This window comes from Afipia massiliensis (assembly GCF_001006325.2).
Classification (GTDB): domain Bacteria; phylum Pseudomonadota; class Alphaproteobacteria; order Rhizobiales; family Xanthobacteraceae; genus Afipia; species Afipia massiliensis_A.
Window position 1 is genome coordinate 1,674,107 of record NZ_LBIA02000001.1, and the last position, 23,399, is coordinate 1,697,505.

Sequence of the window (23,399 nt, forward strand, 5' to 3'; positions counted from 1 at the left end):
GCATCATGCCGGATATCTCAGGGTTTGCCGCGCAGCGCCTTCTCGATCTCGGCCTTCAGAACGACGTCGATATTCTGGGGCGTGATCGGGCCGATCAGCTTGTAGGCGATCGCTCCGTCGCGGCCGATGACGAATGTTTCCGGCACGCCGTAAACGCCCCATTCGATCGAGGCGCGGCCATTGGCATCGGTGCCGACTTCGACGAACGGATTGCCGTAGCGCCCGAGGAAGCGCCGGGCGTTGTCCGGGCTGTCCTTGTAGTTGATGCCGATCATGCGAATCCGCTTGTCCTGCGCGAGCTGCACCAGCAGCGGCGCTTCGTCATGGCATGGCACGCACCACGACGCCCAGACGTTGACGACGCTGACCTGGCCCTTGAACGCCGCCGGATCGAGGCCCGGCACCTGTGCGCCATTCGCAACGAGTCCATCAAGCGGGGGCAGTATCGTCTGCGGGGCGGGACGGCCGATCAGTGCCGAGGGGATGCGGGCGGGGTCGCCCGCGCCGAGCCGGAGCCAGAACAACCCGGCGAGCAGGGCGAAGGCGATCAGCGGCAATGCCACCAGCCAAGAGCGGCCTTGTGAGCGGCGCTGCGGGCGCGTTGTCCCGTTGTCGCTCATGATGTTTTTCCGGGAGGTTGTGCCGAGCGCCGGGTCACGCCGCTGGCTTCGAGATCCCGCAAGATCTGTTTCTGGCGGCGGAAGTCGAGCCCGACCCACACGATGAGCGCCGCGACCACGAGCCCGACAAGCAGGTACGACGTGACGATGAAGGATGCGTAGGGACCGAGCGATGTGAGAAACGGCATGGCGATCACGCCGCCTGCCGGCTGGCTTGCATCATCTGCAAGGTGCGCACCCGCCGCCGCAGCACCTCGTTGCGCATCGCGGCGAGATGCAGCGTCAGAAACAGCAACGAGAAAGCCACCGCCATGATGAGCAAGGGAATCAGAAACGCGCGGTCCATGCTCGGGCCGCCGGCGCGAATGACCGACGCGCCCTGATGCAGCGTGTTCCACCAGTCGACCGAGAACTTGATGATCGGAATGTTGATCGCACCGACCAGCGTCAGGATGGCGGCGGCGCGCGCGGCGCGGGACGGATCTTCCACCGCGCGCCACAGCGCCATGATGCCGAGATACATCAGAAACAGAATCAGCACGGACGTCAGCCGCGCATCCCATTCCCAATAGGTGCCCCACATCGGGCGGCCCCACAGCGATCCGGTCACGAGGGCGAGAAATGTAAACGCTGCGCCGAGCGGTGCAGCTGCTTTTGCCGCGACGTCCGCCAGCGGATGCCGCCACACCAGCGTGCCGAGCGCCGCGACGCTCATGACGCCCCAGACGAACATCGACAGCCACGCATTGGGAACGTGGATGAACATGATCTTCACGGTCGCGCCCTGCTGGTAATCGTCGGGCGCCATCGCCGCCTGATAAAGGCCGATCGCGAGCAGGATCGTTGTGACGGCGGCAAGCCACGGCAGCACGCGCGCGGTCAACGCGAGGAACCGGGTTGGATTGGCGAGGTCGATAAGGCTCATGATGGTCCTGATAATCGCCGCACGCGCAGGAGGCAATGCGCGGGGACTTTACGATGCCGCGTTTTTGCGAAAGTTGATCGGGCGCAATGTCGCATCAGTCGAGCCCATGCCGCAGACTGGCGGCCGCCGCAAACGGGCCGACCACCAGACTGACCAGCGACAACGCGCACAGGATCGAAAACGGCGTGCCGAACGGCATCGTCCCTTCGACGGCGGCGTTCGAGGCGGCGACACCGAAAATCAGCACGGGGATCGACAGCGGCAGCACCACCACCGCGAGCAGCAATCCACCTCGCCGCAGCGTGACCGCCAGCGCCGCTCCGATCATGCCGGTGAATGTGAGCGCCGGCGTGCCAACCAGCAGCGTCAGCGCAACCGCGAATGTGGCTGTCGCATCGAGGTTGAGCAGGATGCCGATCAGCGGCGTCGCCACGATCAGCGGCACGCCCGCCGCCAGCCAATGCGCCAGCGCCTTCGCCGCGCAGCTCAGTTCCAGCGGTGTGCGGCTCATCACGATCAGGTCGAGCGATCCGTCCTCCTGGTCGGCGGTGAACAGGCGATCCAGCGTCAGCAGGCTCGCCAGCATGGCGCCCAGCCACAGGATTGCCGGGCCGATACGTTTGAGCAAAGCGAGATCAGGGCCGATTGCGAATGGCATAACCACCACGACCGAGACGAAAAACAGCACGCCGATCATCGCGCCGCCGCCGGCGCGCAGCGCGACGCCGATGTCGCGGCGGACAAGTGCGGCAAGTGCGGTCACGCATCACCGCCGATCCGCAGTTCCTGTGCGGGAACCCCGAGCGGTCCATGAGTCGCGGCGAGAATGATTCCGCCGCTGCGCAAGTGCGCGCCCATCAATGCGGCCACCATGGCCTGCCCGGAGGTGTCGAGCGCCGAGGTCGGCTCGTCCAGCAGCCAGACCGGGCGATTGACAGCAATCAGCCGTGCAATCGACAGGCGCCGACGCTGTCCGGCCGAGAGGAACGCCGCAGGCAGGTGTGCCGCATGGCCAAGGCCCACGGTCTTCAGGCTCGCGGGTCCATCGATCGCTTCGCCGCCCAAAAATCCCCTCCAGAAATTGAGGTTTTCCAGCACCGTCAGGGAAGGCTTCAGCGCGTCGCGGTGGCCGAGATAATGCGCCTGCTCCGCAAGCGTGAGTTCCGCCTCGCCGCCCTCAAGTGTGATCGCGCCACCGGCGGCTGGAAGCAGCCCTGCCATCAGCCGGAGCAGCGATGACTTCCCGGCCCCGTTGATGCCGGTCACAGCCAGCGCCTGACCTGCGGGGACCGCAAGATCGAGACCGGAAAAGATGTCTCGCCCGCCCCTGACGCATTTCAGACCCTGAGCCGTAAGCCTCATGATGGATTGACCGATGGCCTGTGGCGGGGCGCTGTAGTTCCAGCCGTGACGTGCATGACAGGGAGACAATCCATAGCGGGTGTGGTGGACAGACTGGAAAGATTCTATAAAACCGGAACTTGGTGCAGCACACAATCAGCCACCGGAAACAGCACGGTTCAGCCCTGATTCCTTCGCTCTTGACGGTGTTCCGATACCTTTTGCCGGGTATCTCCAACTTCTGAACTGGGATCGTTCACATGCCCTCGCTCGACAGCTTCAAATGCCAGAAAACCCTCAAGGTCGGCGCCAAGACTTACGTGTATTACAGCCTGCCTGCGGCTGAAAAGAACGGCCTCAAGGGCATTTCGAAGCTGCCTTACTCGATGAAGGTGCTGCTCGAGAACATGCTGCGCAACGAAGACGATCGCACGGTCAAGAAGGCCGACATCGTTGCGTTCTCGCAGTGGGCGAGAAAGAAAACCCTCGAACACGAAATCGCATTCCGCCCCGCGCGCGTGCTGATGCAGGATTTCACCGGCGTGCCTGCGGTGGTCGATCTCGCCGCCATGCGTAACGCGATGAAGGCGCTCGGCGGCGACGCCGAGAAAATCAACCCGCTCGTTCCGGTCGATCTGGTCATCGATCACTCGGTGATCGTGAACTTCTTCGGTGACAACAAGGCTTTCGGCAAGAACGTCGCCGAAGAGTACAAGCAGAACCAGGAACGCTACGAATTCCTGAAGTGGGGCCAGAAGGCGTTCACGAACTTCTCCGTGGTGCCTCCCGGCACCGGTATTTGCCACCAGGTCAATCTCGAATATCTCGCGCAGACCGTCTGGACCAAGAAAGAGAAGCTCACCGTCGGCAAGAAGAAGGGCACCTTCGAAGTCGCCTACCCGGATTCGCTGGTCGGCACCGACTCGCACACCACCATGGTCAACGGTCTCGCGGTGCTCGGCTGGGGCGTCGGCGGCATCGAGGCTGAAGCCGCGATGCTCGGTCAGCCGCTGTCGATGCTGCTGCCGGACGTGGTCGGCTTCAAGCTCAAGGGCCAGCTCAAGGAAGGCGTCACCGCCACCGATCTCGTGCTGACCGTCACCCAGATGCTGCGCAAGCAGGGCGTGGTCGGCAAGTTCGTCGAATTCTTCGGCGCAGGCCTCGATTCGATGTCGGTCGCTGACAAGGCCACCATTGCCAACATGGCGCCGGAATACGGCGCGACTTGCGGCTTCTTCCCCGTCGACAAGTCCGCGCTCGACTATCTGAAGACCTCGGGCCGCAAGTCCGCCCGCGTCGCGCTGGTGGAAAAATACGCCAAGGCGCAGGGCCTGTTCCGCACCGCGGCTTCGCCCGATCCGGTGTTCACCGAATTGCTGACCCTCGATCTCGGCGACGTGGTCCCCTCGCTGGCAGGTCCGAAGCGCCCTGAGGGCCGCGTGGCGCTGCCGGCGGTCGCGGACGGTTTCGCCGCGGCGATGGAGTCGGATTACAAGAAAGCACTGGATGGTCACCGCTACGCGGTCGAAGGACGCAATTTCGATCTCGGCCACGGCGACGTAGTGATCGCTGCGATCACATCCTGCACCAACACCTCAAACCCGAACGTGCTGATCGGCGCGGGCCTGCTGGCGCGCAACGCTGCCGCCAAGGGCCTGACTGCGAAGCCATGGGTGAAGACCTCGCTCGCGCCGGGCAGCCAGGTGGTCGCAGAGTATCTTGCCAATTCCGGATTGCAGAAGGATCTCGACAAGGTCGGCTTCAACCTCGTCGGCTTCGGTTGCACCACCTGCATCGGCAATTCCGGCCCGCTGCCGGAAGAGATTTCGAAGGCGATCAACGACAACGGCATCATCGGCGCGGCGGTGCTCTCGGGCAACCGCAACTTCGAAGGCCGCGTTTCGCCGGACGTGCAGGCGAACTATCTCGCGTCGCCGCCGCTGGTGGTTGCCTATGCGCTGGCCGGCAACGTCAACATCAACCTTGCCACGGAGCCGCTCGGCACCGGCCGCGACGGCAAGCCGGTTTACCTCAAGGACATCTGGCCGACCTCGAAAGAGATCAACGCCACGATCAAGAAGTACGTCACCTCGACGATCTTCAAGAAGAAGTATGCCGACGTGTTCAAGGGCGACACCAACTGGCGCAAGATCAAGACCGTGACCAGCGACACCTACGCCTGGAACATGAGCTCGACCTACGTGCAGAACCCGCCGTATTTCGAAGGCATGAAGATGGAGCCGGAGCCGATCGTCGATGTGCTGGACGCGCGCATTCTCGCGGTGTTCGGCGACAAGATCACTACCGATCATATTTCACCCGCCGGTGCGATCAAGCTGACCTCGCCTGCCGGGAAGTATCTGTCGGAGCATCAGGTGCGGCCCGCCGACTTCAACCAGTACGGCACGCGGCGTGGCAACCACGAAGTCATGATGCGCGGCACCTTCGCCAACATCCGCATCAAGAACCACATGCTGAAGGGCGCCGACGGCAACATTCCGGAAGGCGGCCTGACCAAGCATTGGCCGGACGGCGAGCAGATGTCGATCTACGACGCCGCCATGAAGTATCAGGCCGAGCAGGTGCCGCTGGTGGTGTTCGCCGGCGCCGAATATGGCAACGGCTCGTCACGCGACTGGGCTGCCAAGGGCACGCGCCTGCTCGGCGTTCGCGCCGTGATTACCCAGAGCTTCGAGCGCATCCATCGTTCGAACCTCGTCGGCATGGGCGTGCTGCCGCTGACATTCGAAGACGGCGAGTCCTGGCAGTCGATTGGCCTCAAGGGCGACGAGAAGGTCACGATTCGCGGGCTGCAGGGCGATCTGAAGCCGCGCCAAAAGTTAACGGCGGAGATCGTGTCCTCGGACGGTTCACTGAAGCGGGTCTCGTTGCTCTGCCGCATCGATACGCTCGATGAGCTCGAATACTACCGGAACGGCGGCATTCTCCACTATGTGCTGCGCAATCTGGCCGCGTAGCGGTCTGGAAACGTATCCGTGAACGGGCTCACCGCGAAGTGAGTAGCGAAGCACCCAGGGGGCGGCCTATCAAGGGGCCGCCTTCTTGTTGATAGGGACAGACGGGATGTCTGATTTGCCAGAATCGAAAACGACAACAGCGGGCGCGTTCGCGTCGCGCCTGTCGCGTACGCTCGGCATCTGCGCGATCGTCACCGTGATCACGCCGGCATGTGCCGATGATCCGCGCGCGGTGGTCGAGCTGTTCACGTCGCAGGGCTGTTCATCGTGCCCGCCGGCGGACAAGGTTCTGGGCGAACTCGCGCAGGACAAATCCGTCATCGCACTCAGCCTGCCGATCGATTACTGGGATTATCTCGGCTGGAAGGACACGCTGGCGGATTCGCGCTTCAGCGCGCGACAGAAGGCCTATTCGCATATGCGCGGCAACCGCGGCGTCTACACACCGCAAGCCGTCGTCAACGGCACGACCGATGTTCTCGGCAGCGACCGCATCGCGATCGAGAATGCGGCGAAGGGCACCCAGAAGAACGACGGCGTGATGTCGGTGCCGATTACGATGACGACATCAGGCAGCCAGATCAATGTGTCGGTGGCGGAAGCTGGCGGCAGGAGCGGTGAAATCTGGATCTGCGCGGTGTCGAAGCAGGTTCCGATCACCATCTCGCGCGGCGAGAATCGCGGGCAGCAGATCACGTATCACAACGTGGTGCGCAACGTGCTGAAGGTCGGCGACTGGAATGGCAAGGCCGGCAGTTGGACCGTGCCGCTTGAAAACATCACGCGCGACGGCGTTGATGCGGCGGCGGTCTTCATTCAGGACGGCAATCGCGACAAGCCCGGCCCGATGCTGGGCGCAGCCTTTACCTCGCTGAACTGAAATCCCGTAATTTTGAATCAGGTCACGCCGCTGCAAGGTGGCGATACGCGATTGCGCGTCTGGTGCCAGCGCCGGCTTTCGTCATTCGAAGCAACAAACCCAACCCAAACAAAAAAGGCCAGCTCACGCTGGCCCGAAGGATGGGGGTCTCATTTGCTGCGAAGAATTAGACCCGATCCTGACGACCCCGGGGGGCTGGGGGCTGAGGAATCCGGTGCCGAAAGGACCGGGTCAACGCAGTTTCATCTTGATCGCAGTCCAGCACGGCGGTGGATTGACCGAAATCGGGCGGCATTATGATTTTGCCTGACGTCCACGTGATGCTCTGTGTCCTGTGTCCGGCGGCATAAGCGCTTGAAATCATGCTTGCAGGTGTCGCCGGACGGGGCGATCATGTCGGGTATGTGACAGGAGGCGCCGATGAATTCAGTGTCGGGCGATATCGATCCAAGCGAGAGCCGGGGGCTGGAGCGCAGCACGACGCCACTCCCGCCCCAGAGCGTTACCTTCAACCGCATCGAGCTCAATCGCATTCTCAATCTGTATGGGCGCATGGTCTCCGACGGCGAGTGGCGCGACTACGCCATCGACTTTCTGAAAGATCGTGCGGTGTTTTCGATCTTCCGCCGTGCGTCTGAAGTCCCGATCTACCGGATCGAAAAAGATCCGCGTCTCGCCCGCAAGCAGGGCGCCTACAGCGTGATTGCCGCCAGCGGACAGATTCTACGCCGCGGCCATGATCTTGAGCGCGTGTTGCTGGTGATCGACCGCAAGCTGGCGCTGGTCTAGAGCGCGATTCGGGCCGCGCTAGGCGGCCAGCTCGTTCAACTATTGGGAAGCGTCGTGCCGCCCTCGCCGAGCGCGCGCTGCATCATGACCGTGTCGAGCCAGCGGCCGAACTTGAATCCGACGGCAGCATGCGTGCCGATCATCTCGAATCCGGCCCGGGCATGGACGCCGACCGAGGCGGCATTGGCGGAGTCGCCGATCACCGCGATCATCTGGCGGTAGCCGCGCGCCTCGCACTGGGCGATCAATTCGGTCAGCAGCGCCAGTCCGATGCCGCGCCGGTGGCTGGCGGGCGCCAGATACACCGAGTTCTCCACGGTGAACCGGTAGGCCGGGCGCGCGCGGTAGAGCCCCGCATAGGCGTAGCCTTTGATGCTGCTGTCGATGGTTGCCACGAGATAGGGAAAGCCGCCGCGGGCCAGTTCGTTGAACCGCCGCGTCATCTCGGCGAGGTCGGGCGGGGTCAGCTCGAAGGTTGCGGTGCCGTGGTTGACGGCCTCGGCGTAGATATCGGTGATAGCGGGAATATCCGCGGGCATCGCGGAGCGGATCATGAGGTCTGGCATGAGGGTGCAGCTTAATGGGCTGCCCGCAAAACAAAAGCCCCGGCTTTTGGCCGGGGCTTTCGAGAGTTCACCGATCAGCCACGATCAGTTCTAGTCTCGCTGTCCGAGCAGCTGCAGCAGCAGCGTGAACAGGTTGATGAAGTTCAGGTAGAGCGAGAGCGCGCCGGTGATAGCGGCCTTCTCTGCCACGTCTCCACCCTGAGCGGCGTAGCCGTAGATGTAATCGTTCTTCAGGCGCTGGGTGTCCCAGGCGGTGAGGCCGGCGAACACGAGCACGCCGATCACCGAGACGATGAACTGCAGCATCGAGCTCGCGAGGAACAGGTTCACCACGCTCGCGAGAATGATGCCGAACAGGCCCATCATCAGGAACGATCCCATCCCGGTCAGGTCACGCTTGGTGGTGTAGCCGTACAGGCTCAGCGCACCGAACGAGGCAGCCGTGATGAAGAACACCCGCACGATCGAGGTGTGCGTGTACACCAGGAAGATCGACGACAGCGAGATGCCCATCAGCGCCGCGAACACCCAGAACAGCAACTGGGCGGTCGCCGGCTTCAGGCGATTGATGCCGAACGAGATGGCGAACACCATCACCAGCGGCGCGAGGATGAAGACCCACTTCAGCGGGCTCACGAACATCGCGACGCCGAACGACGTGAGATACTGCTTGCCGATCCGGCCGGCTGCGGCGGAGGCATCAGGCGTTACGGCGCCCATGTACACGCCGAGGGCGGCCAGACCAGTGATGGCCAGGCCGATCGCCATGTAGTTGTAGACCTTGAGCATGTACGAGCGCAGACCGGCATCGACGGTCGCGGCGTCAACGCGCCCGGCGGCCCGGCCGAAAGGTGACGTATAGTTGCGGTCCAAGTCCGACATCGTCGAAACCCCGTGGTTGACTGGCGAAAGCGAAGGGTCTGCGCCGCCAGCTATAAGCTTTTCCCAGATCCGACTGTGGGCCATCCGCTGGATGGCAACAAGCCGGAATCTGAACCCGCTCGGTATGTGGGAAACTAACACACTCGACGCAAGCATGGGCGCGCGGCTGTTTGTCGCAAAACCCTCTATCTGCTGCTACAAATTGTCATAAGTTACGGAGCACGGTCGCTGGTTTTTGGTTAAGCGCGAGTAATGTTCCGGCCAGCCCCAATCCGACCGTCACCGCGAGCGCGGCCAGCACCACGAGGGCGGCGCTGCCGGCCTGCCAGACGAAGCCCAGCGTCATCAGCCGGGTCACGATCTGCCAGGCGGCGATCGACCCAGCCGCCACCCCGAACACGGCCGTCGCCAAACCGATCAGCAGATATTCCAGCGCATAGGCGCCGAGCAGCCGCGCCCGGGTCGCGCCGAGGGTTTTGAGAATCACCGCGTCATAGACCCGGTGCCGATGCCCCGCAGCCAGTGCCCCGCCCAGCACCAGAATGGCTGAGATCAGGGTTACCGAACTGGCGCCCCGGATCGCCAGCACGAGGTTGGTCACGACCTTTCCGATCGAATCCAGGGCCTCACGCACCCGCACGCTGGTCACCATCGGGAAGGCGGCAGCGACGTCCTTGATGAGTTTGGCATCGCTTGCAGCATTTGAAGAACCGGCTTCGGTGAGTGTCGCAATGTCAGTGTGTGGGGCGCCGGCGAAGGTTTTCGGCGAGTATACCAAAACGAAATTGATGCCGAGACTCTGCCAGTCCACGGTGCGCAGATTGCTGATCTTCGCGGTGATGTCGCGGCCCAGCACATTGACGGTGATGTCGTCGCCGACCTTCACGCCGATGCCGTCGGCGATTTTCTTCTCCAGCGACACCAGCGGCGGGCCGCTGTAATCGGCACTCCACCATGTTCCGTCGACGACTGTCGAACCGCGCGGGACTTCGCCGGTGTAGGTCAGGCCGCGGTCGCTCTGCAGCACCCAGGCGGAATCCGTCGAGGGCTTGAGATCTTCGGCCCTGATGCCTTTCGCGGCGACGATGCGCCCGCGCAGCATCGGCACGGTTTCCACGTTTGCTGCCGGAGCGGCCTGTTTCAGGAACGCGCTGAACCGCGGAGCCTCGGCTGCGGGAATATCGATGAAGTAGAACGACGGCGCATGTTCGGGCAGGGCGGCCATGAATTGCCGCCGCAGGTTGCCGTCGATCTGCGTGATGGTCACCAGCACGGCGAGGCCGAGGCCGAGCGACATCACGACGGACGGCGTCAGCGCGCCGGGGCGGTGGATGTTGGCGATGGCCAGCCGCAGCATGGTGAAACGCGCGCGCGGCAGGCTTCTTGCCAAGGCCATCAGCATCGAGGCGACACCGCGCAGCACGGCGAATACGCCGACCGACGAGGCGACGAAAACGGCAGCCACACGTTTGTCATAGGCGAGCCCGATGGCGACCGCGATCAGCAGCGCGATCACCGACGCCATCAGAACGAGATAACGCCGGCGCGGCCAGTGAAATTCGTGCGCCACGCCTTCGCGGAACAAAGCCGCTACCGGCACGTCGTGGATGCGGCCAAGCGGCCATAGTCCGAACGCGAGCGCCGTCAGCAGACCGTAGACGAACGACAGCGCCAGCTCGCCGGCGTGAAATGTTGCCTCGACAGGAAGCGGCAGGATTTTTCCGAACAGGCCAACGATGATGAATGGTAATGCCGCTCCGATGGCGAGGCCGATCAATGATCCGAGAATCGCCAGCACCATGACCTGCACGAGGTAGATCGTGAACACCTCGCGGCCGGTTGCGCCGAGCGCCTTGAAGGTTGCGATCACGTCGCGCCGCTCGTCGAGATGGCTCTTGATCGCATTGGCGACACCGACTCCGCCGACCAGCAGAGCTGCAAGTCCGACCAGCGTGAGGAACTGCGTAAAGCGCGTGATGTTGCGCTCGAGTTGCGGCGACGCGTTGCCGCGGGTGCGGACTTCCCATCCTGCTTCCGGCAGCGCCTTTTGCGCAGCATTGACAACGGACTGCGTGGCGCGCTCATCGCCCGAAGCATCCGGCAGCTGCAGGCGATAGATCCAGCGCACCAGCGTGCCGGGCTGCAGCAGCCCGGTGGCGCGCAGCGCATCTTCGCTGATCAGGAATCGCGGTCCGAGACCTACGCCGCCCGCAAGCTTGTCGGGCTCGGCCTGGACGGTGGCGCGAACTTCGAATGTCGCATTGCCGACAGTCACGCGATCTCCGGCCTTGAGGCCGAGACGCGCCAGCAACACCGCGTCGGCACCCGCACCGAACGCGCCATCGCGCTGCGCCAGCAAATCCGGGACCGGCATCTTGGGCTCAAGCGAAACCGTGCCGAGCATCGGATAATTGCCATCGACGGCTTTCAGATCGACCAGCGCGAATTCGCCGCTCGGAGAGCGCGCCATGCCGCGCATGATCGCCGTGGCCGAGATCTTGCCGTGAGCATCGAGAAAGGCGCGCTCCTCTTTGGAAGCTTCCCGCTGGATCAGCGCGAAGGATGCATCGCCGCCGAGCAGTGTGCGTCCCTGATGGTCCAGTCCTGCGCTGAGGCTTCCGGCCACCGAGCCGACGCCCGCGATCGCCATGACGCCGAGCGCGATACAGGCGATGAAGACATAGAAACCGCGCAGGCCGCTACGCAGCTCGCGCAAGGCGAAGCGGACTGCCAGCGACAGTGTGCCGCCGCGCGGTGCGGTGTCGGCGGTCATGCTCATCGGGACGCCGTCTCGACCCAGTGCCGGTCGGTCGCCGGTCCGTCGATACGACCCGAGCGCAACCGCACCACCCGATCGCAGCGCTGCGCGAGTGCAGTGTCGTGCGTCACGAGTACGAGCGTCATGCCGCGCTCGAGGTGCTTGGCGAACAAGAGATCGACGATTTGCTTGCCGGTGGCCTCGTCGAGATTTCCGGTCGGCTCATCGGCCACGAGAATGGCGGGATCGGGCGCCATCGCGCGCGCCAGCGCGACGCGTTGCTGTTCGCCGCCCGAGAGTTGCGAGGGATAGTGATGCAGCCGCTCGCCCAGTCCGACGCCGGCAAGCTCTTGCGCCGCGCGCTCATTCGCATCCGCGCGGCCTGCGAGCTCGAGCGGCACCGCGACGTTCTCGAGCGCCGTCATGGTCGGGATCAGATGAAACGACTGGAACACGATGCCGACATGGCGGCCACGGAACCGTGCGAGAGCGTCCTCGTCGAGGGCATTGAACGCGGCGCCGTTGACCACCACCTCTCCGCTGTCAGGACGTTCAAGCCCCGCCATCACCATCAACAGCGTGGACTTGCCCGAACCTGATGGGCCGATCAGGCCGACGGCTTCACTGGGCGCGACGCGCAGGCTGACATCCTTGAGGATGTGAACGCGCGCAGCACCGCTGCCCAGCGAGAGATTGACGTTTGAGATGGAAATGGTGTCCGGTTCGAGACCGGCGCGCGGCGAGGGTTCAATGAGACTGTCCATGGATCTTTCATATGGGGGTTTCGGCCGCGCGGTCGAGGGGCTGGTGTCCCGAATCCGAAGTTCGCTCCATTTTGCCGCGCCTTCTGTGGCGAACTTCGGATTCGGAAGGACACCAGCAAACTGTAATTCTAGTGTGGCTTTGGTTCGCAGGTCCGCAAACGGAAGCTGTCGCAAGGAGGGTGCGGATCTGCGAACCGCCACACTAGCCCGGACGTTCATTGTCGCAGCAGCGGGGGCAATGATGGCGATGTCGGGGCCGGCCTCGGCTCAAACGGTACCTGTCAAACAAGATGTCAAAGATGTGAAGCCGATCAAGCTCGCTGTTCTGGGCGATTCCCTGACCGCCGGTTACGGGTTGCCGGCCACCGCGGCGTTTCCGGTGCGCCTGCAGAAGGCTCTCGCAGACAAGGGGATCGCGACCGATATCCATAACGCGGGTGTCTCCGGCGACACCACGACCGGCGGCCTGGCCCGTCTCGAGTGGTCGATCCCGCCCGGCACCGAAGCTGTGATCGTTGAACTTGGCGCCAACGATGCGCTGCGCGGCATCGACCCGAAGGTCTCGCGCGGCGCGCTTGACGAAATTCTCAACAAGCTGAAAGCGCGCAACATCGCTGTTTTATTGTGCGGGATGTACGCGCCGCCGAACTATGGCGCGGAGTATACGGCGACGTTCAACAGCATTTATCCCGACCTCGCCAAAAGTCACAAAGTGCTGCTTTATCCGTTCTTTCTCGACGGCGTGGCCACCGAGGCGAAGCTCACGCAGCCCGACGGACTGCATCCGACGGCTGCGGGCGTGGACATTGTGGTCGAGCGGATTCTGCCTACGGTTGAGGCGTTTTTGAAGGATCGTGCGTTACAGTCGGGCAGGCCCTGAGGGATTTGTGTAGTTCCCGCGATGGTCGCTTCGCACTGTCATCGTGCTGCGGTAAAAAAGACCTCAGGTGATTCGTGATCCTCTTTTGCATCGAGGAGATTCGTGATGCCGCGCTTGTTCACCGGGCTGGAAATCCCCCCGGACATCGGCCAGACGCTCTCGAATTTACGCGGGGGCCTGCCGGGCGCCCGCTGGGTCGATCCCGAAAATTATCACGTCACATTGCGCTTCATCGGCGACATCGATGGCCCCGCGGCCAACGAGATCGCCGCGACACTGGAGCGGATCAATCGCAAACCGTTCGAGGTCGCCCTGCAGGGCCTGTCCAGCTTCGGCGGCAAGAAACCGCGCGCCGTGGTGGCATCGGTTGTACCAAGCCGTCCGCTGATGGAGTTGCAGGCGGAGCTTGAGCGGCTGATGCAGCGATTCGGTTTCGACCCGGAGGGGCGCAAATTCATCCCCCACGTGACGCTGGCGCGGCTGCGGGATGCATCAAATCGGGATGTGGCGGACTATCTGTCGGTGCGGGGGTATTTTCCGACCCGCAGCTTCATGGCCTCCCGGTTCGTGCTGTTCTCGTCGCGCGCGTCGGTCGGTGGCGGACCTTACGTGGTTGAAGACGCCTATGCGCTGAGCGCATAGAGAGTCGTCCGGCACCTTTGTAGTCTTGCATTTTCCGCCTCGTTCTGGCGGGTAGCGGACCATGAACGCTCCCACCCCCGCCCCGTTCCGTCGGCAGTATCAGGCTCTCGTTGCCGCGGGCACCATCGAGGCTGATCCGGCGCAGGCCCGGGCCGTCGAAGCCTTCTCGGCGCTGGAGGCAAGGCTGGCCGGATACCGTCCCGGCCGTGGCGGACTGCTGCAACGCCTGTTCGCCGACAAGGACGCGGTCCCACTGCGAGGCTTCTACATCCACGGCGAGGTCGGACGCGGCAAGACCATGCTGATGGATCTGTTCTTCAGCGAAAGCACCGTCACGCACAAGCGTCGCGCGCACTTTCACGAATTCATGGCCGATGTTCACGAACGGATTCACGGCTTTCGCCAGAAGATTGCGCGGCAGGAAATCGCCGACACCGATCCGGTGCGGCTGACGGCGGCGTCGATCTTCGAGGAAGCGTGGCTGCTGTGCTTCGACGAATTTCACGTCACCGACATTGCTGACGCGATGATTCTCGGGCGGCTGTTTGGCCGGCTATTCGAACTGGGAACCGTGGTTGTTGCGACCTCGAATGTCGCTCCCGACGATCTCTATAAGGGCGGCCTCAATCGTGCGCTGTTTCTGCCGTTTGTCGGGCAGATCAAGGAGCGGATGGACGTGCTGCGGCTCGATGCGCGCACCGATTTCCGGATGGAAAAACTCGCAGGCATCAAGATGTGGCTGGTCCCGGCCGATGCGTCGGCCGATGCCGCGCTCGACAAGGCCTGGATCAAGCTCACCGGCGGTGCCGCTGACCGGCCGCGCGACATCACTGTCAAGGGGCGCGTGCTGCACGTTCCGCATTCGGCACATGGCGTTGCGCGATTCTCGTTTGCGGATTTGTGCGAGAAACCGCTCGGCGCCTCGGACTATCTGCGGCTCGCGCATGATTATCACACGCTGATCATCGACCGGATTCCGGCGATGAACTACGAGCATCGCAACTACGCCAAGCGTTTCATCACCCTGATCGACGCGCTTTACGACAATGCCGTGAAGCTGATGGCGTCAGCAGCGACCGATCCGCTGTCGCTCTACAGCGTGACCGAAGGTGTTGAAGCCAACGAATTCAAGCGGACCTCGTCGCGGCTGATCGAGATGGGCTCGGAATCCTATCTGGCGCTGCCTCACGGCCGCAGCGACTCGTCCGCCAGCGGTTCGACCACCGGTCTGGTCGAGACCTGACGGGTTCGCTTTATGTTTCGGCTCTGGACCTGGCGAAAGCCCGATACGAAACCAGCCGGCACTGCCGCCGCGGTAAGCACTGCCTCTCCATTGGGCGAACAGCGACTTGAACGCTCGCCGCGAAAGGTCTAACCAGCCGTCCAGACTTTTCCCATCCTCTCCCGTCGACATCAAAGGACAGATTTCCCATGGCGCGTGACAAGATTGCTTTGATTGGTTCAGGTCAGATTGGCGGCACGCTGGCGCACCTGGTCGGACTGAAAGAGTTGGGCGACGTGGTGATGTTCGACATCGCCGAAGGCATTCCCCAGGGCAAGTCGCTCGACATCGCGCAGTCTTCACCGGTTGACGGTTTCGACGCCAAGTTCACGGGCGCCAATTCTTACGAGGCAATTGAGGGCGCGAGCGTGGTGATCGTCACCGCCGGCGTGCCGCGCAAGCCGGGCATGAGCCGCGACGATCTTCTGAGCATCAATCTCAAGGTCATGGAGCAGGTCGGCGCGGGCATCAAGAAGTACGCCCCCGACGCGTTCGTGATCTGCATCACCAACCCGCTCGATGCGATGGTCTGGGCGCTGCAGAAGGCCTGCGGCCTGCCGCAGAAGAAGGTCGTCGGCATGGCCGGCGTGCTGGATTCCGCGCGCTTCCGTTATTTCCTCGCCGACGAGTTCAACGTTTCGGTGGAAGATGTCACCGCCTTCGTGCTCGGCGGTCACGGCGACACCATGGTGCCGCTGACCAAGTACTCCACCGTCGCCGGCATTCCGCTGCCTGATCTTGTGAAGATGGGCTGGACCTCGCAGGCCCGCATCGACGAGATCGTCGATCGCACCCGCAACGGCGGCGCCGAGATCGTCAACCTGCTCAAGACCGGTTCGGCCTTCTACGCTCCGGCAGCATCGGCCATCGCGATGGCGGAAAGCTATCTGCGCGACAAGAAGCGCGTGCTGCCTTGCGCCGCTTATCTCAACGGCGAATACGGCGTGAAGGACATGTATGTCGGCGTGCCGGTGGTTATCGGATCGAAGGGTGTCGAGCGTATCGTCGAGATCGAACTCGCCGGCAAGGATCGCGAAGGCTTCGACAAGTCGGTCGGCGCGGTGCAGGGCCTTGTCGACGCGTGCAAGAAGATCGCGCCGGATTTGCTCGGCAAGTAACGCCGCGACACCGTTACTTCACGTGCGATCCGGGAATATCCGTTTCCGGATCGCGCGTTGAAATTCTCTCTTCGTTTTCGTTTTCGATCTCCTCTCCGATCTCTGGGGCAGTCCATGAATATCCACGAATATCAGGCCAAGGCCGTGCTGAAGGAATTCGGCGTGCCCATTTCTCGCGGCGTGCCGATTCTCAAGGCATCCGACGCGGAAGCCGCGGCGAAAGAACTTGGCGGCCCGTTGTGGGTGGTGAAGAGCCAGATTCATGCCGGCGGACGCGGCAAGGGCAAGTTCAAGGAAGCTTCGGCAGGCGACAAGGGCGGCGTGCGTCTCGCCAAGTCGGTCGATGAAGTCAAGGAATTCGCCAAGCAGATGCTCGGCGCAACGCTGGTGACGATCCAGACCGGCCCCGCCGGCAAGCAGGTCAACCGCCTCTATCTCGAAGACGGTTCGGATATCGAAAAGGAATTCTATCTCTCGCTGCTGGTCGACCGCGAAACGTCGTGGGTGTCCTTCGTGGTCTCCACCGAAGGCGGCATGGACATCGAGAAGGTCGCGCACGATACGCCCGAGAAGATCGTGACGTTTTCCGTGGACCCGGCCACCGGCGTCATGGCCCATCACGGTCGCACCGTTGCGCAGGCCCTCGGCCTCAAGGGCGACCTCGCCAAGCAGGCGGAAAAGCTGGTGGCTCAGCTCTATACGGCGTTCCTCGCCAAGGACATGGAGATGCTGGAGATCAATCCGCTGATCATCTCCAAGCAGGGCGAGCTGAAGTGCCTCGACGCCAAGATGTCGTTCGATTCCAATTCGCTCTACCGTCATCCGGACGTTGTCGCGCTGCGCGACACCACGGAAGAAGACGCCAAGGAAATCGAAGCCTCCAAGTATGATCTCGCCTATATCGCGCTCGATGGCACCATCGGTTGCATGGTGAACGGCGCAGGTCTTGCGATGGCCACGCTCGATATCATCAAGCTCTACGGCGAAAGCCCGGCCAACTTCCTCGACGTCGGCGGCGGCGCGTCGGAAGAAAAGGTCACGGCGGCGTTCAAGATCATCACCGCCGATCCGAACGTGAAGGGCATTCTCGTCAACATCTTCGGCGGCATCATGAAGTGCGACGTCATCGCGCGCGGCGTCATCGCCGCGGTGAAGGCTGTCGGCCTGCAAGTGCCTCTGGTGGTGCGTCTCGAAGGCACCAATGTCGAGGAAGGCAAGAAGATCATCAACGAATCCGGCCTCAACGTACTGTCGGCGAACGATCTCGACGACGCTGCGCAGAAGATCGTGAAGGCGGTGAAGGGCTAAGCTAAGTGGGCGCGGGCAATTGGCTTCCAGCAATATTGATCGTAACCGGTTTGCTGATGCCTTTTGCTCTTGTGCGATGGATGCCGGAGATCGCAGGCAAGATGGTAGGCGACAAGGCGAAAGCGATGGTGCTGATCCTTGGTATAGGTTTACTCAGCTTTCTTGGTCTTGAGTTGTTCTTCGCGCATCGTGAGGTTTGCGTGACGCCGGATGAATTCCGGTGTGAAATTTCTTCCAGCTTGATTGTTGCAGCGTTGTCTTGGTTTGCTTTTGCTGCACTTTCTCAGACTCGCTTTATGATTGCGTCCCTCAAAGGGATCGTGAAGCAGAACCGTGAGGGTTAAATGTCCGTCCTGATCGACAAGAACACGAAAGTCATCTGCCAGGGCTTCACCGGCAAAAACGGCACCTTCCATTCGCAAGGCGCCATTGACTACGGCACCAAGATGGTCGGCGGCACCTCGCCCGGCAAAGGCGGCACCACGCATCTCGGCCTGCCGGTGTTCGATACGGTGTCTGAAGCGCGCGACAAAACCGGCGCCGATGCGTCGGTGATTTATGTCCCGCCGCCGGGCGCGGCGGACGCGATCTGCGAAGCCATCGATGCGGAAGTGCCGCTGATCATCTGCATCACCGAGGGCATTCCGGTGCTGGACATGGTGCGCGTGAAGCGCTCGCTGTCGGGATCCAAGTCGCGCCTGATCGGGCCGAACTGCCCGGGTGTCGTGACCGCAGGCGAATCGAAAATCGGCATCATGCCCGCCAACATTTTCAAGCCCGGCAGCGTCGGCATCCTGTCCCGCTCCGGCACGCTCACCTATGAAGCGGTGTTCCAGACCACGCAGGTCGGTCTCGGCCAGACCTCGGCGGTCGGCATTGGCGGCGATCCGGTCAAGGGCACTGAATTTATTGAAGTCCTCGAGCTGTTCCTGGCGGACGAGAAGACCAAGTCGATCATCATGATCGGTGAAATCGGCGGATCGGCCGAAGAGGACGCGGCGCAGTTCCTCAAGGACGAAGCCAAGCGCGGCCGCAAGAAGCCGATGGTCGGATTTATCGCCGGCCGCACCGCACCTCCGGGTCGCCGCATGGGTCATGCCGGCGCAATCGTCTCCGGCGGCAAGGGCGACGCCGAATCGAAGATCGCGGCGATGGAAGCGGCCGGAATCACGGTCTCCCCGTCGCCTGCGCGGCTCGGAACGACCCTTCTCGAAAGGCTGAAAGCGTAATTCAGTCCTTGGTTCTTTTCAGCGCGAAGTTTTGCCCTAAATAGGGTAAAAGGTGCGGCCCAAACACAAAGCCGATACCAAATCGGGCGATTTTCTCCCGATTTTTCCGCGCGATGCAATCAATCAGGACGTAACCATGTCTCGCCAGGACGCGAACGCCAACTTCGCCCTCACTTCCTTCCTCGACGGCGCCAACGCCACCTACATCGACCAGCTGTACGCTCGCTACGAGAACGACCCGTCATCGGTCGATCCGGACTGGGTTGATTTCTTCAAGACCCTGAAGGATCAGCCGGCGGACGTCGCGAAGAACGCGCAGGGCCCGTCCTGGGAAAAGGCCAACTGGCCGACCACGCCAAATGACGATCTGACCTCCGCGCTCGACGGCAACTGGGCCCAGGTCGAAAAGGCCGTCGGCGGCAAGATCGCAGCCAAGGCGCAGGCCGCCGGCGGCGGCCTGACATCGGCTGACCTGCAGCAAGCGACCCGCGATTCGGTCCGCGCGCTGATGTTGATTCGCGCCTACCGCATGCGCGGTCACTTCCATGCCAATCTCGATCCGCTCGGCATCGAAGGCCAGAAGGACCACGAAGAACTCGATCCGCGCTCCTATGGCTTCACCGACGCCGATCTCGACCGCAAGATTTTCCTCGACCATGTGCTGGGTCTTGAGACCGCGACGCTGCGCGAGATCGTTGCGATCTGTCAGCGCACCTATTGCCAGACGCTCGGCGTCGAGTTCATGCACATCTCGAATCCCGCGCAGAAGAGCTGGATTCAGGAACGCATCGAAGGTCCGGACAAGGAAATCAGCTTCACCCGCGAAGGCCGCCGCGCCATCCTGATGAAGCTGGTCGAAGCCGAAGGCTTCGAGAAATTCTGCGACATCAAGTTCACCGGCACCAAGCGCTTCGGTCTCGACGGCGCGGAATCGCTGATCCCCGCGCTGGAACAGATCATCAAGCGCGGCGGCAATCTCGGCGTGCAGGATATCGTGCTGGGCATGCCGCATCGCGGACGTTTGAACGTACTGACGCAGGTGATGGGCAAGCCGCACCGCGCGCTGTTCCATGAATTCAAGGGCGGCTCCGCCAACCCTGATGAAGTCGAGGGTTCGGGCGACGTAAAGTACCACCTCGGCGCATCGTCGGACCGCGAGTTCGACGGCAACAAGATCCATCTCTCGCTCACCGCCAATCCGTCACATCTGGAAATCGCCGATCCGGTCGTGCTCGGAAAGGTGCGCGCCAAGCAGGACCAGAACGGCGATCCGCCGGACCAGCGCATCTCGGCGCTGCCGCTGCTGCTGCATGGCGATGCCGCGTTCGCAGGCCAGGGCGTGGTGGCGGAATGTTTCGCGCTGTCGGACCTCAAGGGCTATCGCACCGGCGGTTCGCTGCATTTCATCGTCAACAACCAGATCGGTTTCACGACCTATCCGCGCTACTCGCGCTCGTCGCCGTATCCGTCCGACGTCGCCAAGATGATCGACGCGCCGATCTTCCATGTGAACGGCGACGATCCGGAAGCGGTGGTGTTCGCGGCGAAGGTGGCGATCGAGTACCGGCAGAAGTTCCACAAGCCGGTCGTCATCGACATGTTCTGCTACCGCCGCCACGGCCATAACGAGGGCGACGAACCGTCATTCACCAACCCGGTGATGTACAAGAAGATCGCGACCCATCCGACCACGCTCGACATCTACGCCAGGCGTCTGATCGCCGACGGCGTCATGACTGAGGGCGAAATCGACAAGGCGAAGGCCGATTGGCGCGCACGGCTCGATGCCGAGCTTGAGGCCGGTTCCGGCTACAAGCCGAACAAGGCCGACTGGCTCGACGGCAAGTGGGCGGGCTTTAAATCAGCCGACCTCGGTGAAGATCCGCGCCGCGGCAACACCGGCGTCGCCATCGACGAACTGAAGGACATCGGCCGCAGGATCACCAAGGTGCCCGACGGCTTCCGGCTTCACCGGACCGTGCAGCGGTTCCTCGACAGCCGCATGAAGGCGATCGAGAACGGCGAGGGGATCGATTGGGCGACCGGCGAAGGGCTGGCATTCTGCACGCTGATGAAGGAAGGCCACAACGTCCGCCTGTCGGGTCAGGATTCCGAGCGCGGCACGTTCTCGCAACGTCACTCCGTGCTGTTCGATCAGGAAGACGAAAGCCGCTACACGCCGTTCAACCACATCGGCGAGAATCAAGGACACTACGAAGTCATCAACTCGCTGCTGTCGGAAGAGGCGGTGCTTGGTTTCGAGTACGGCTATTCGCTGGCCGAACCCAATGCGCTGACGATCTGGGAAGCGCAGTTCGGCGATTTCGCCAACGGGGCGCAGGTGCTGTTCGACCAGTTCATCTCGTCGGGCGAACGCAAGTGGCTGCGCATGTCGGGCCTCGTCTGCATGTTGCCGCATGGTTATGAAGGCCAGGGTCCGGAACATTCGTCGGCGCGCCTCGAGCGCTTCCTGCAGATGTGCGCGGAAGACAATATGCAGATCGTCAATATCACGACGCCTGCGAATCTGTTCCACGCGCTGCGCCGTCAGTTGAAGCGCGAGATTCGCAAGCCGCTGATCATCATGACGCCGAAGTCGCTGCTGCGTCACAAGCGTGCGACCTCGACGCTCGAGGAGTTCGGTCCCGACACGTCGTTCCACCGCGTTCTGCTGGACGATGCGGAGAAGGGCGGCGAGATCAAGCTTGTCGCGGACTCCAAGATCCGTCGCGTCGTGATCTGCTCGGGCAAGGTCTATTACGATCTTTACGAGGATCGTGAGAAGCGCGGCGTCGACGATATCTATCTGCTGCGGGTCGAGCAGCTCTATCCGGTGCCGCTCAAGACACTGGTGCAGGTGCTCGAGCGCTTCAAGAAGGCCGAAGTGGTCTGGTGTCAGGAAGAACCCCGTAACATGGGCGGCTGGCACTTTATCGAGCCCTACCTCGAATGGGTGCTCAACCAGGTCGGCTCGGCGCACAAGCGTCCGCGCTATGCCGGACGCGCTGCTGCCGCCGCAACCGCGACCGGGTTGATGTCGAAGCATCTCCAGCAATTGAAAGCATTGCTCGACGAAGCTCTTGGCTGATCAATGGATGCCCGCAGCTCGCGGGCATTTCCATCACATTCAATTTGATTGAGGCGCTGACGGCAGAACGTGCCGCTCACGACGCAAGGGGAAAAGAAAATGGCTGAAATTCGCGTTCCGACACTGGGCGAGTCCGTCACCGAGGCCACCATCGGCCGCTGGTTCAAGAAGGCCGGCGATGCCGTCGCCGTCGACGAGCCCTTGGTTGAACTCGAAACCGACAAGGTGACCATCGAAGTGCCGGCGCCGTTCGCGGGCACCCTGGGCGAGATCGTCGCCAAGGACGGCGAGACGGTCGCGGTCGGCGCGCTGCTCGGTCAGATCACGGAAGGCGCGGGCGGCGCCAAGCCCGCCGCGGCCCCGGCCAAGGCGGCTGAACCTGCTCCGGCGAAAGCCGCGCCTGCTGCCGCAGCACCTGCGCCCGCGCAAAAATCGCCACCGGCCGATGCGCCGCAGGCACCATCGGTGCGCAAGCTTTCTGCTGAGTCGGGCGTGGATGCATCTACCGTCCCGGGCTCGGGCAAGGATGGCCGCGTCACCAAGGGTGACATGCTGGCCGCAATCGAAAAGGCTGCATCGGCGCCCACGCCAGTCAATCAGGCTGCCGTTCAGGCGCGCGCGCCGTCGCCTGCCGACGATGCAGCGCGTGAAGAGCGCGTGAAGATGACGCGGCTGCGCCAGACCATCGCGCGCCGGCTCAAGGACGTACAAAACACCGCGGCGATGCTGACGACCTTCAACGAGGTCGATATGAGCCACGTGATGGCGCTGCGCGCCCAATACAAGGATGCGTTCGAGAAGAAGCACGGTGCCAAGCTCGGCTTCATGGGCTTCTTCACCAAGGCCTGCGTACAGGCGTTGAAGGACATTCCGGCCGTGAATGCCGAGATCGACGGCACCGACCTGATCTACAAGAATTACTACCACATCGGCGTCGCTGTCGGCACCGAGAAGGGTCTCGTCGTCCCGGTGGTGCGTGACTGCGATCACAAGTCGATTGCCGACATCGAGAAGAGCATCGCCGACTACGGCAGGCGGGCCCGCGACGGCCAACTGAAGATCGAAGAGATGCAGGGCGGCACGTTCACCATCACCAATGGCGGCATCTACGGCTCGCTGATGTCGACGCCGATCCTTAACGCCCCGCAGTCCGCGATCCTCGGCATGCACAAGATCCAGGAGCGGCCGGTGGTCGTCGGCGGCAAGATCGAAGTTCGCCCGATGATGTATCTGGCGGTGTCCTACGATCACCGCGTCATCGACGGCAAGGAAGCGGTGACCTTCCTCGTTCGCATCAAGGAAAGCCTCGAAGATCCGGCGCGATTGGTTCTCGACCTCTGATCGCGAGG

Annotated in this window: 21 protein-coding genes; 12 read left to right on the forward strand and 9 right to left on the reverse strand. The window is 62.7% G+C overall.

Features of this window, described 5'->3' with window-relative positions; all coding sequences use genetic code 11:
* Positions 1 to 17: 17 nt before the first annotated feature.
* The 5 genes from YH63_RS07970 to ccmA form a co-directional block, all read right to left on the reverse strand.
* Positions 18 to 620, reverse strand: coding sequence for a DsbE family thiol:disulfide interchange protein (locus tag YH63_RS07970; RefSeq protein WP_046828068.1), 603 nt, complete (start codon positions 618 to 620; stop codon positions 18 to 20).
* Entirely contained in the window at positions 617 to 808 is a 192-nt protein-coding gene (gene ccmD, locus YH63_RS07975; protein ID WP_046829674.1) for a heme exporter protein CcmD, read from the reverse strand. The genes YH63_RS07970 and ccmD overlap by 4 nt, the downstream gene beginning before the upstream one ends.
* Before the next feature lie 5 nt (positions 809 to 813).
* Positions 814 to 1,545, reverse strand: coding sequence for a heme ABC transporter permease (locus YH63_RS07980; protein ID WP_046828067.1), 732 nt, complete (start codon positions 1,543 to 1,545; stop codon positions 814 to 816).
* A gap of 94 nt (positions 1,546 to 1,639) precedes the next feature.
* Positions 1,640 to 2,308, reverse strand: a complete 669-nt coding sequence (ccmB, locus tag YH63_RS07985; RefSeq protein ID WP_046828066.1) for a heme exporter protein CcmB — start codon at positions 2,306 to 2,308, stop codon at positions 1,640 to 1,642.
* Positions 2,305 to 2,907, reverse strand: a complete 603-nt coding sequence (gene ccmA, locus YH63_RS07990) for a heme ABC exporter ATP-binding protein CcmA (RefSeq protein ID WP_046828065.1) — start codon at positions 2,905 to 2,907, stop codon at positions 2,305 to 2,307. The genes ccmB and ccmA overlap by 4 nt, the downstream gene beginning before the upstream one ends.
* Positions 2,908 to 3,146: 239 nt before the next feature.
* Here ccmA and acnA point away from each other — a divergent pair, with 239 nt between their 5' ends.
* From acnA to YH63_RS08005, 3 genes are all read left to right on the forward strand, one after another.
* A complete protein-coding gene (acnA, locus tag YH63_RS07995) occupies positions 3,147 to 5,864 on the forward strand; it encodes an aconitate hydratase AcnA (protein ID WP_046828064.1) in 2,718 nt (905 codons plus the stop codon).
* Positions 5,865 to 5,970: 106 nt separating this feature from the next.
* The gene (locus YH63_RS08000) at positions 5,971 to 6,744 is read left to right on the forward strand and encodes a DUF1223 domain-containing protein (protein ID WP_046828063.1); all 774 of its coding nucleotides are present in this window, start codon (positions 5,971 to 5,973) and stop codon (positions 6,742 to 6,744) included.
* Between the two features lie 420 nt (positions 6,745 to 7,164).
* A complete protein-coding gene (locus tag YH63_RS08005) occupies positions 7,165 to 7,533 on the forward strand; it encodes a DUF2794 domain-containing protein (protein ID WP_046828062.1) in 369 nt (122 codons plus the stop codon).
* A 35-nt stretch (positions 7,534 to 7,568) separates the two neighbouring features.
* Here the strand turns inward: YH63_RS08005 and YH63_RS08010 are convergent, their stop codons facing one another.
* The 4 genes from YH63_RS08010 to YH63_RS08025 form a co-directional block, all read right to left on the reverse strand.
* Positions 7,569 to 8,099 carry a GNAT family N-acetyltransferase gene (locus YH63_RS08010; RefSeq protein ID WP_046828061.1) on the reverse strand — a complete coding sequence of 177 codons (531 nt, stop codon included), beginning with the start codon at positions 8,097 to 8,099 and terminating at the stop codon, positions 7,569 to 7,571.
* Between the two features lie 90 nt (positions 8,100 to 8,189).
* Positions 8,190 to 8,981, reverse strand: a complete 792-nt coding sequence (locus tag YH63_RS08015) for a Bax inhibitor-1/YccA family protein (RefSeq protein WP_046828060.1) — start codon at positions 8,979 to 8,981, stop codon at positions 8,190 to 8,192.
* Between the two features lie 205 nt (positions 8,982 to 9,186).
* The gene (locus YH63_RS08020) at positions 9,187 to 11,760 is read right to left on the reverse strand and encodes an ABC transporter permease (protein WP_046828059.1); all 2,574 of its coding nucleotides are present in this window, start codon (positions 11,758 to 11,760) and stop codon (positions 9,187 to 9,189) included.
* On the reverse strand, positions 11,757 to 12,503 hold the full coding sequence (locus YH63_RS08025) for an ABC transporter ATP-binding protein (protein WP_046828058.1): 747 nt from the start codon (positions 12,501 to 12,503) through the stop codon (positions 11,757 to 11,759). Before YH63_RS08025 ends, YH63_RS08020 begins: the two co-directional genes overlap by 4 nt.
* Positions 12,504 to 12,744: 241 nt before the next feature.
* On the opposite strand from YH63_RS08025, the gene YH63_RS08030 reads away from it, so the two are divergent.
* The 9 genes from YH63_RS08030 (at position 12,745) to odhB (ending at position 23,391) form a co-directional block, all read left to right on the forward strand.
* Complete coding sequence (locus YH63_RS08030; protein WP_083992712.1) at positions 12,745 to 13,383, forward strand: arylesterase; 639 nt, start codon at positions 12,745 to 12,747, stop codon at positions 13,381 to 13,383.
* Positions 13,384 to 13,488: 105 nt separating this feature from the next.
* Positions 13,489 to 14,025 carry an RNA 2',3'-cyclic phosphodiesterase gene (thpR, locus tag YH63_RS08035; protein ID WP_046828057.1) on the forward strand — a complete coding sequence of 179 codons (537 nt, stop codon included), beginning with the start codon at positions 13,489 to 13,491 and terminating at the stop codon, positions 14,023 to 14,025.
* A gap of 61 nt (positions 14,026 to 14,086) precedes the next feature.
* Positions 14,087 to 15,268, forward strand: coding sequence for a cell division protein ZapE (zapE, locus tag YH63_RS08040; protein ID WP_046828056.1), 1,182 nt, complete (start codon positions 14,087 to 14,089; stop codon positions 15,266 to 15,268).
* 188 nt (positions 15,269 to 15,456) lie between these two features.
* Positions 15,457 to 16,425 (forward strand): malate dehydrogenase, encoded by a 969-nt coding sequence (gene mdh, locus YH63_RS08045; RefSeq protein WP_019199373.1) that lies wholly within the window; start codon positions 15,457 to 15,459, stop codon positions 16,423 to 16,425.
* A gap of 114 nt (positions 16,426 to 16,539) precedes the next feature.
* Positions 16,540 to 17,733: an ADP-forming succinate--CoA ligase subunit beta gene (sucC, locus tag YH63_RS08050; protein ID WP_046828055.1), complete on the forward strand. Its 1,194-nt coding sequence runs from the start codon at positions 16,540 to 16,542 to the stop codon at positions 17,731 to 17,733.
* A 5-nt stretch (positions 17,734 to 17,738) separates the two neighbouring features.
* Positions 17,739 to 18,077 (forward strand): hypothetical protein, encoded by a 339-nt coding sequence (locus tag YH63_RS08055; protein WP_137325147.1) that lies wholly within the window; start codon positions 17,739 to 17,741, stop codon positions 18,075 to 18,077.
* Entirely contained in the window at positions 18,078 to 18,962 is an 885-nt protein-coding gene (sucD, locus tag YH63_RS08060; RefSeq protein ID WP_046828053.1) for a succinate--CoA ligase subunit alpha, read from the forward strand. It begins immediately after the preceding gene.
* 136 nt (positions 18,963 to 19,098) lie between these two features.
* Positions 19,099 to 22,050 (forward strand): 2-oxoglutarate dehydrogenase E1 component, encoded by a 2,952-nt coding sequence (locus tag YH63_RS08065; RefSeq protein ID WP_046829672.1) that lies wholly within the window; start codon positions 19,099 to 19,101, stop codon positions 22,048 to 22,050.
* A 99-nt stretch (positions 22,051 to 22,149) separates the two neighbouring features.
* Positions 22,150 to 23,391 carry a 2-oxoglutarate dehydrogenase complex dihydrolipoyllysine-residue succinyltransferase gene (gene odhB, locus YH63_RS08070; RefSeq protein WP_046828052.1) on the forward strand — a complete coding sequence of 414 codons (1,242 nt, stop codon included), beginning with the start codon at positions 22,150 to 22,152 and terminating at the stop codon, positions 23,389 to 23,391.
* The last annotated feature ends 8 nt before the right edge of the window (positions 23,392 to 23,399 follow it).

Excerpts from the sequence above, each read along its gene's own strand:
- YH63_RS07970 (WP_046828068.1), bottom strand. The coding sequence starts at position 620 with ATGAGCGACAACGGGACAACGCGCCCGCAGCGCCGCTCACAAGGCCGC.
- ccmD (WP_046829674.1), bottom strand. The coding sequence starts at position 808 with ATGCCGTTTCTCACATCGCTCGGTCCCTACGCATCCTTCATCGTCACG.
- YH63_RS07980 (WP_046828067.1), bottom strand. The coding sequence starts at position 1,545 with ATGAGCCTTATCGACCTCGCCAATCCAACCCGGTTCCTCGCGTTGACC.
- ccmA (WP_046828065.1), bottom strand. The coding sequence starts at position 2,907 with ATGAGGCTTACGGCTCAGGGTCTGAAATGCGTCAGGGGCGGGCGAGAC.
- acnA (WP_046828064.1), top strand. The coding sequence starts at position 3,147 with ATGCCCTCGCTCGACAGCTTCAAATGCCAGAAAACCCTCAAGGTCGGC.
- YH63_RS08000 (WP_046828063.1), top strand. The coding sequence starts at position 5,971 with ATGTCTGATTTGCCAGAATCGAAAACGACAACAGCGGGCGCGTTCGCG.
- YH63_RS08005 (WP_046828062.1), top strand. The coding sequence starts at position 7,165 with ATGAATTCAGTGTCGGGCGATATCGATCCAAGCGAGAGCCGGGGGCTG.
- YH63_RS08010 (WP_046828061.1), bottom strand. The coding sequence starts at position 8,099 with ATGCCAGACCTCATGATCCGCTCCGCGATGCCCGCGGATATTCCCGCT.
- YH63_RS08015 (WP_046828060.1), bottom strand. The coding sequence starts at position 8,981 with ATGTCGGACTTGGACCGCAACTATACGTCACCTTTCGGCCGGGCCGCC.
- YH63_RS08020 (WP_046828059.1), bottom strand. The coding sequence starts at position 11,760 with ATGAGCATGACCGCCGACACCGCACCGCGCGGCGGCACACTGTCGCTG.
- YH63_RS08025 (WP_046828058.1), bottom strand. The coding sequence starts at position 12,503 with ATGGACAGTCTCATTGAACCCTCGCCGCGCGCCGGTCTCGAACCGGAC.
- YH63_RS08030 (WP_083992712.1), top strand. The coding sequence starts at position 12,745 with ATGGCGATGTCGGGGCCGGCCTCGGCTCAAACGGTACCTGTCAAACAA.
- thpR (WP_046828057.1), top strand. The coding sequence starts at position 13,489 with ATGCCGCGCTTGTTCACCGGGCTGGAAATCCCCCCGGACATCGGCCAG.
- zapE (WP_046828056.1), top strand. The coding sequence starts at position 14,087 with ATGAACGCTCCCACCCCCGCCCCGTTCCGTCGGCAGTATCAGGCTCTC.
- mdh (WP_019199373.1), top strand. The coding sequence starts at position 15,457 with ATGGCGCGTGACAAGATTGCTTTGATTGGTTCAGGTCAGATTGGCGGC.
- sucC (WP_046828055.1), top strand. The coding sequence starts at position 16,540 with ATGAATATCCACGAATATCAGGCCAAGGCCGTGCTGAAGGAATTCGGC.
- sucD (WP_046828053.1), top strand. The coding sequence starts at position 18,078 with ATGTCCGTCCTGATCGACAAGAACACGAAAGTCATCTGCCAGGGCTTC.
- YH63_RS08065 (WP_046829672.1), top strand. The coding sequence starts at position 19,099 with ATGTCTCGCCAGGACGCGAACGCCAACTTCGCCCTCACTTCCTTCCTC.
- odhB (WP_046828052.1), top strand. The coding sequence starts at position 22,150 with ATGGCTGAAATTCGCGTTCCGACACTGGGCGAGTCCGTCACCGAGGCC.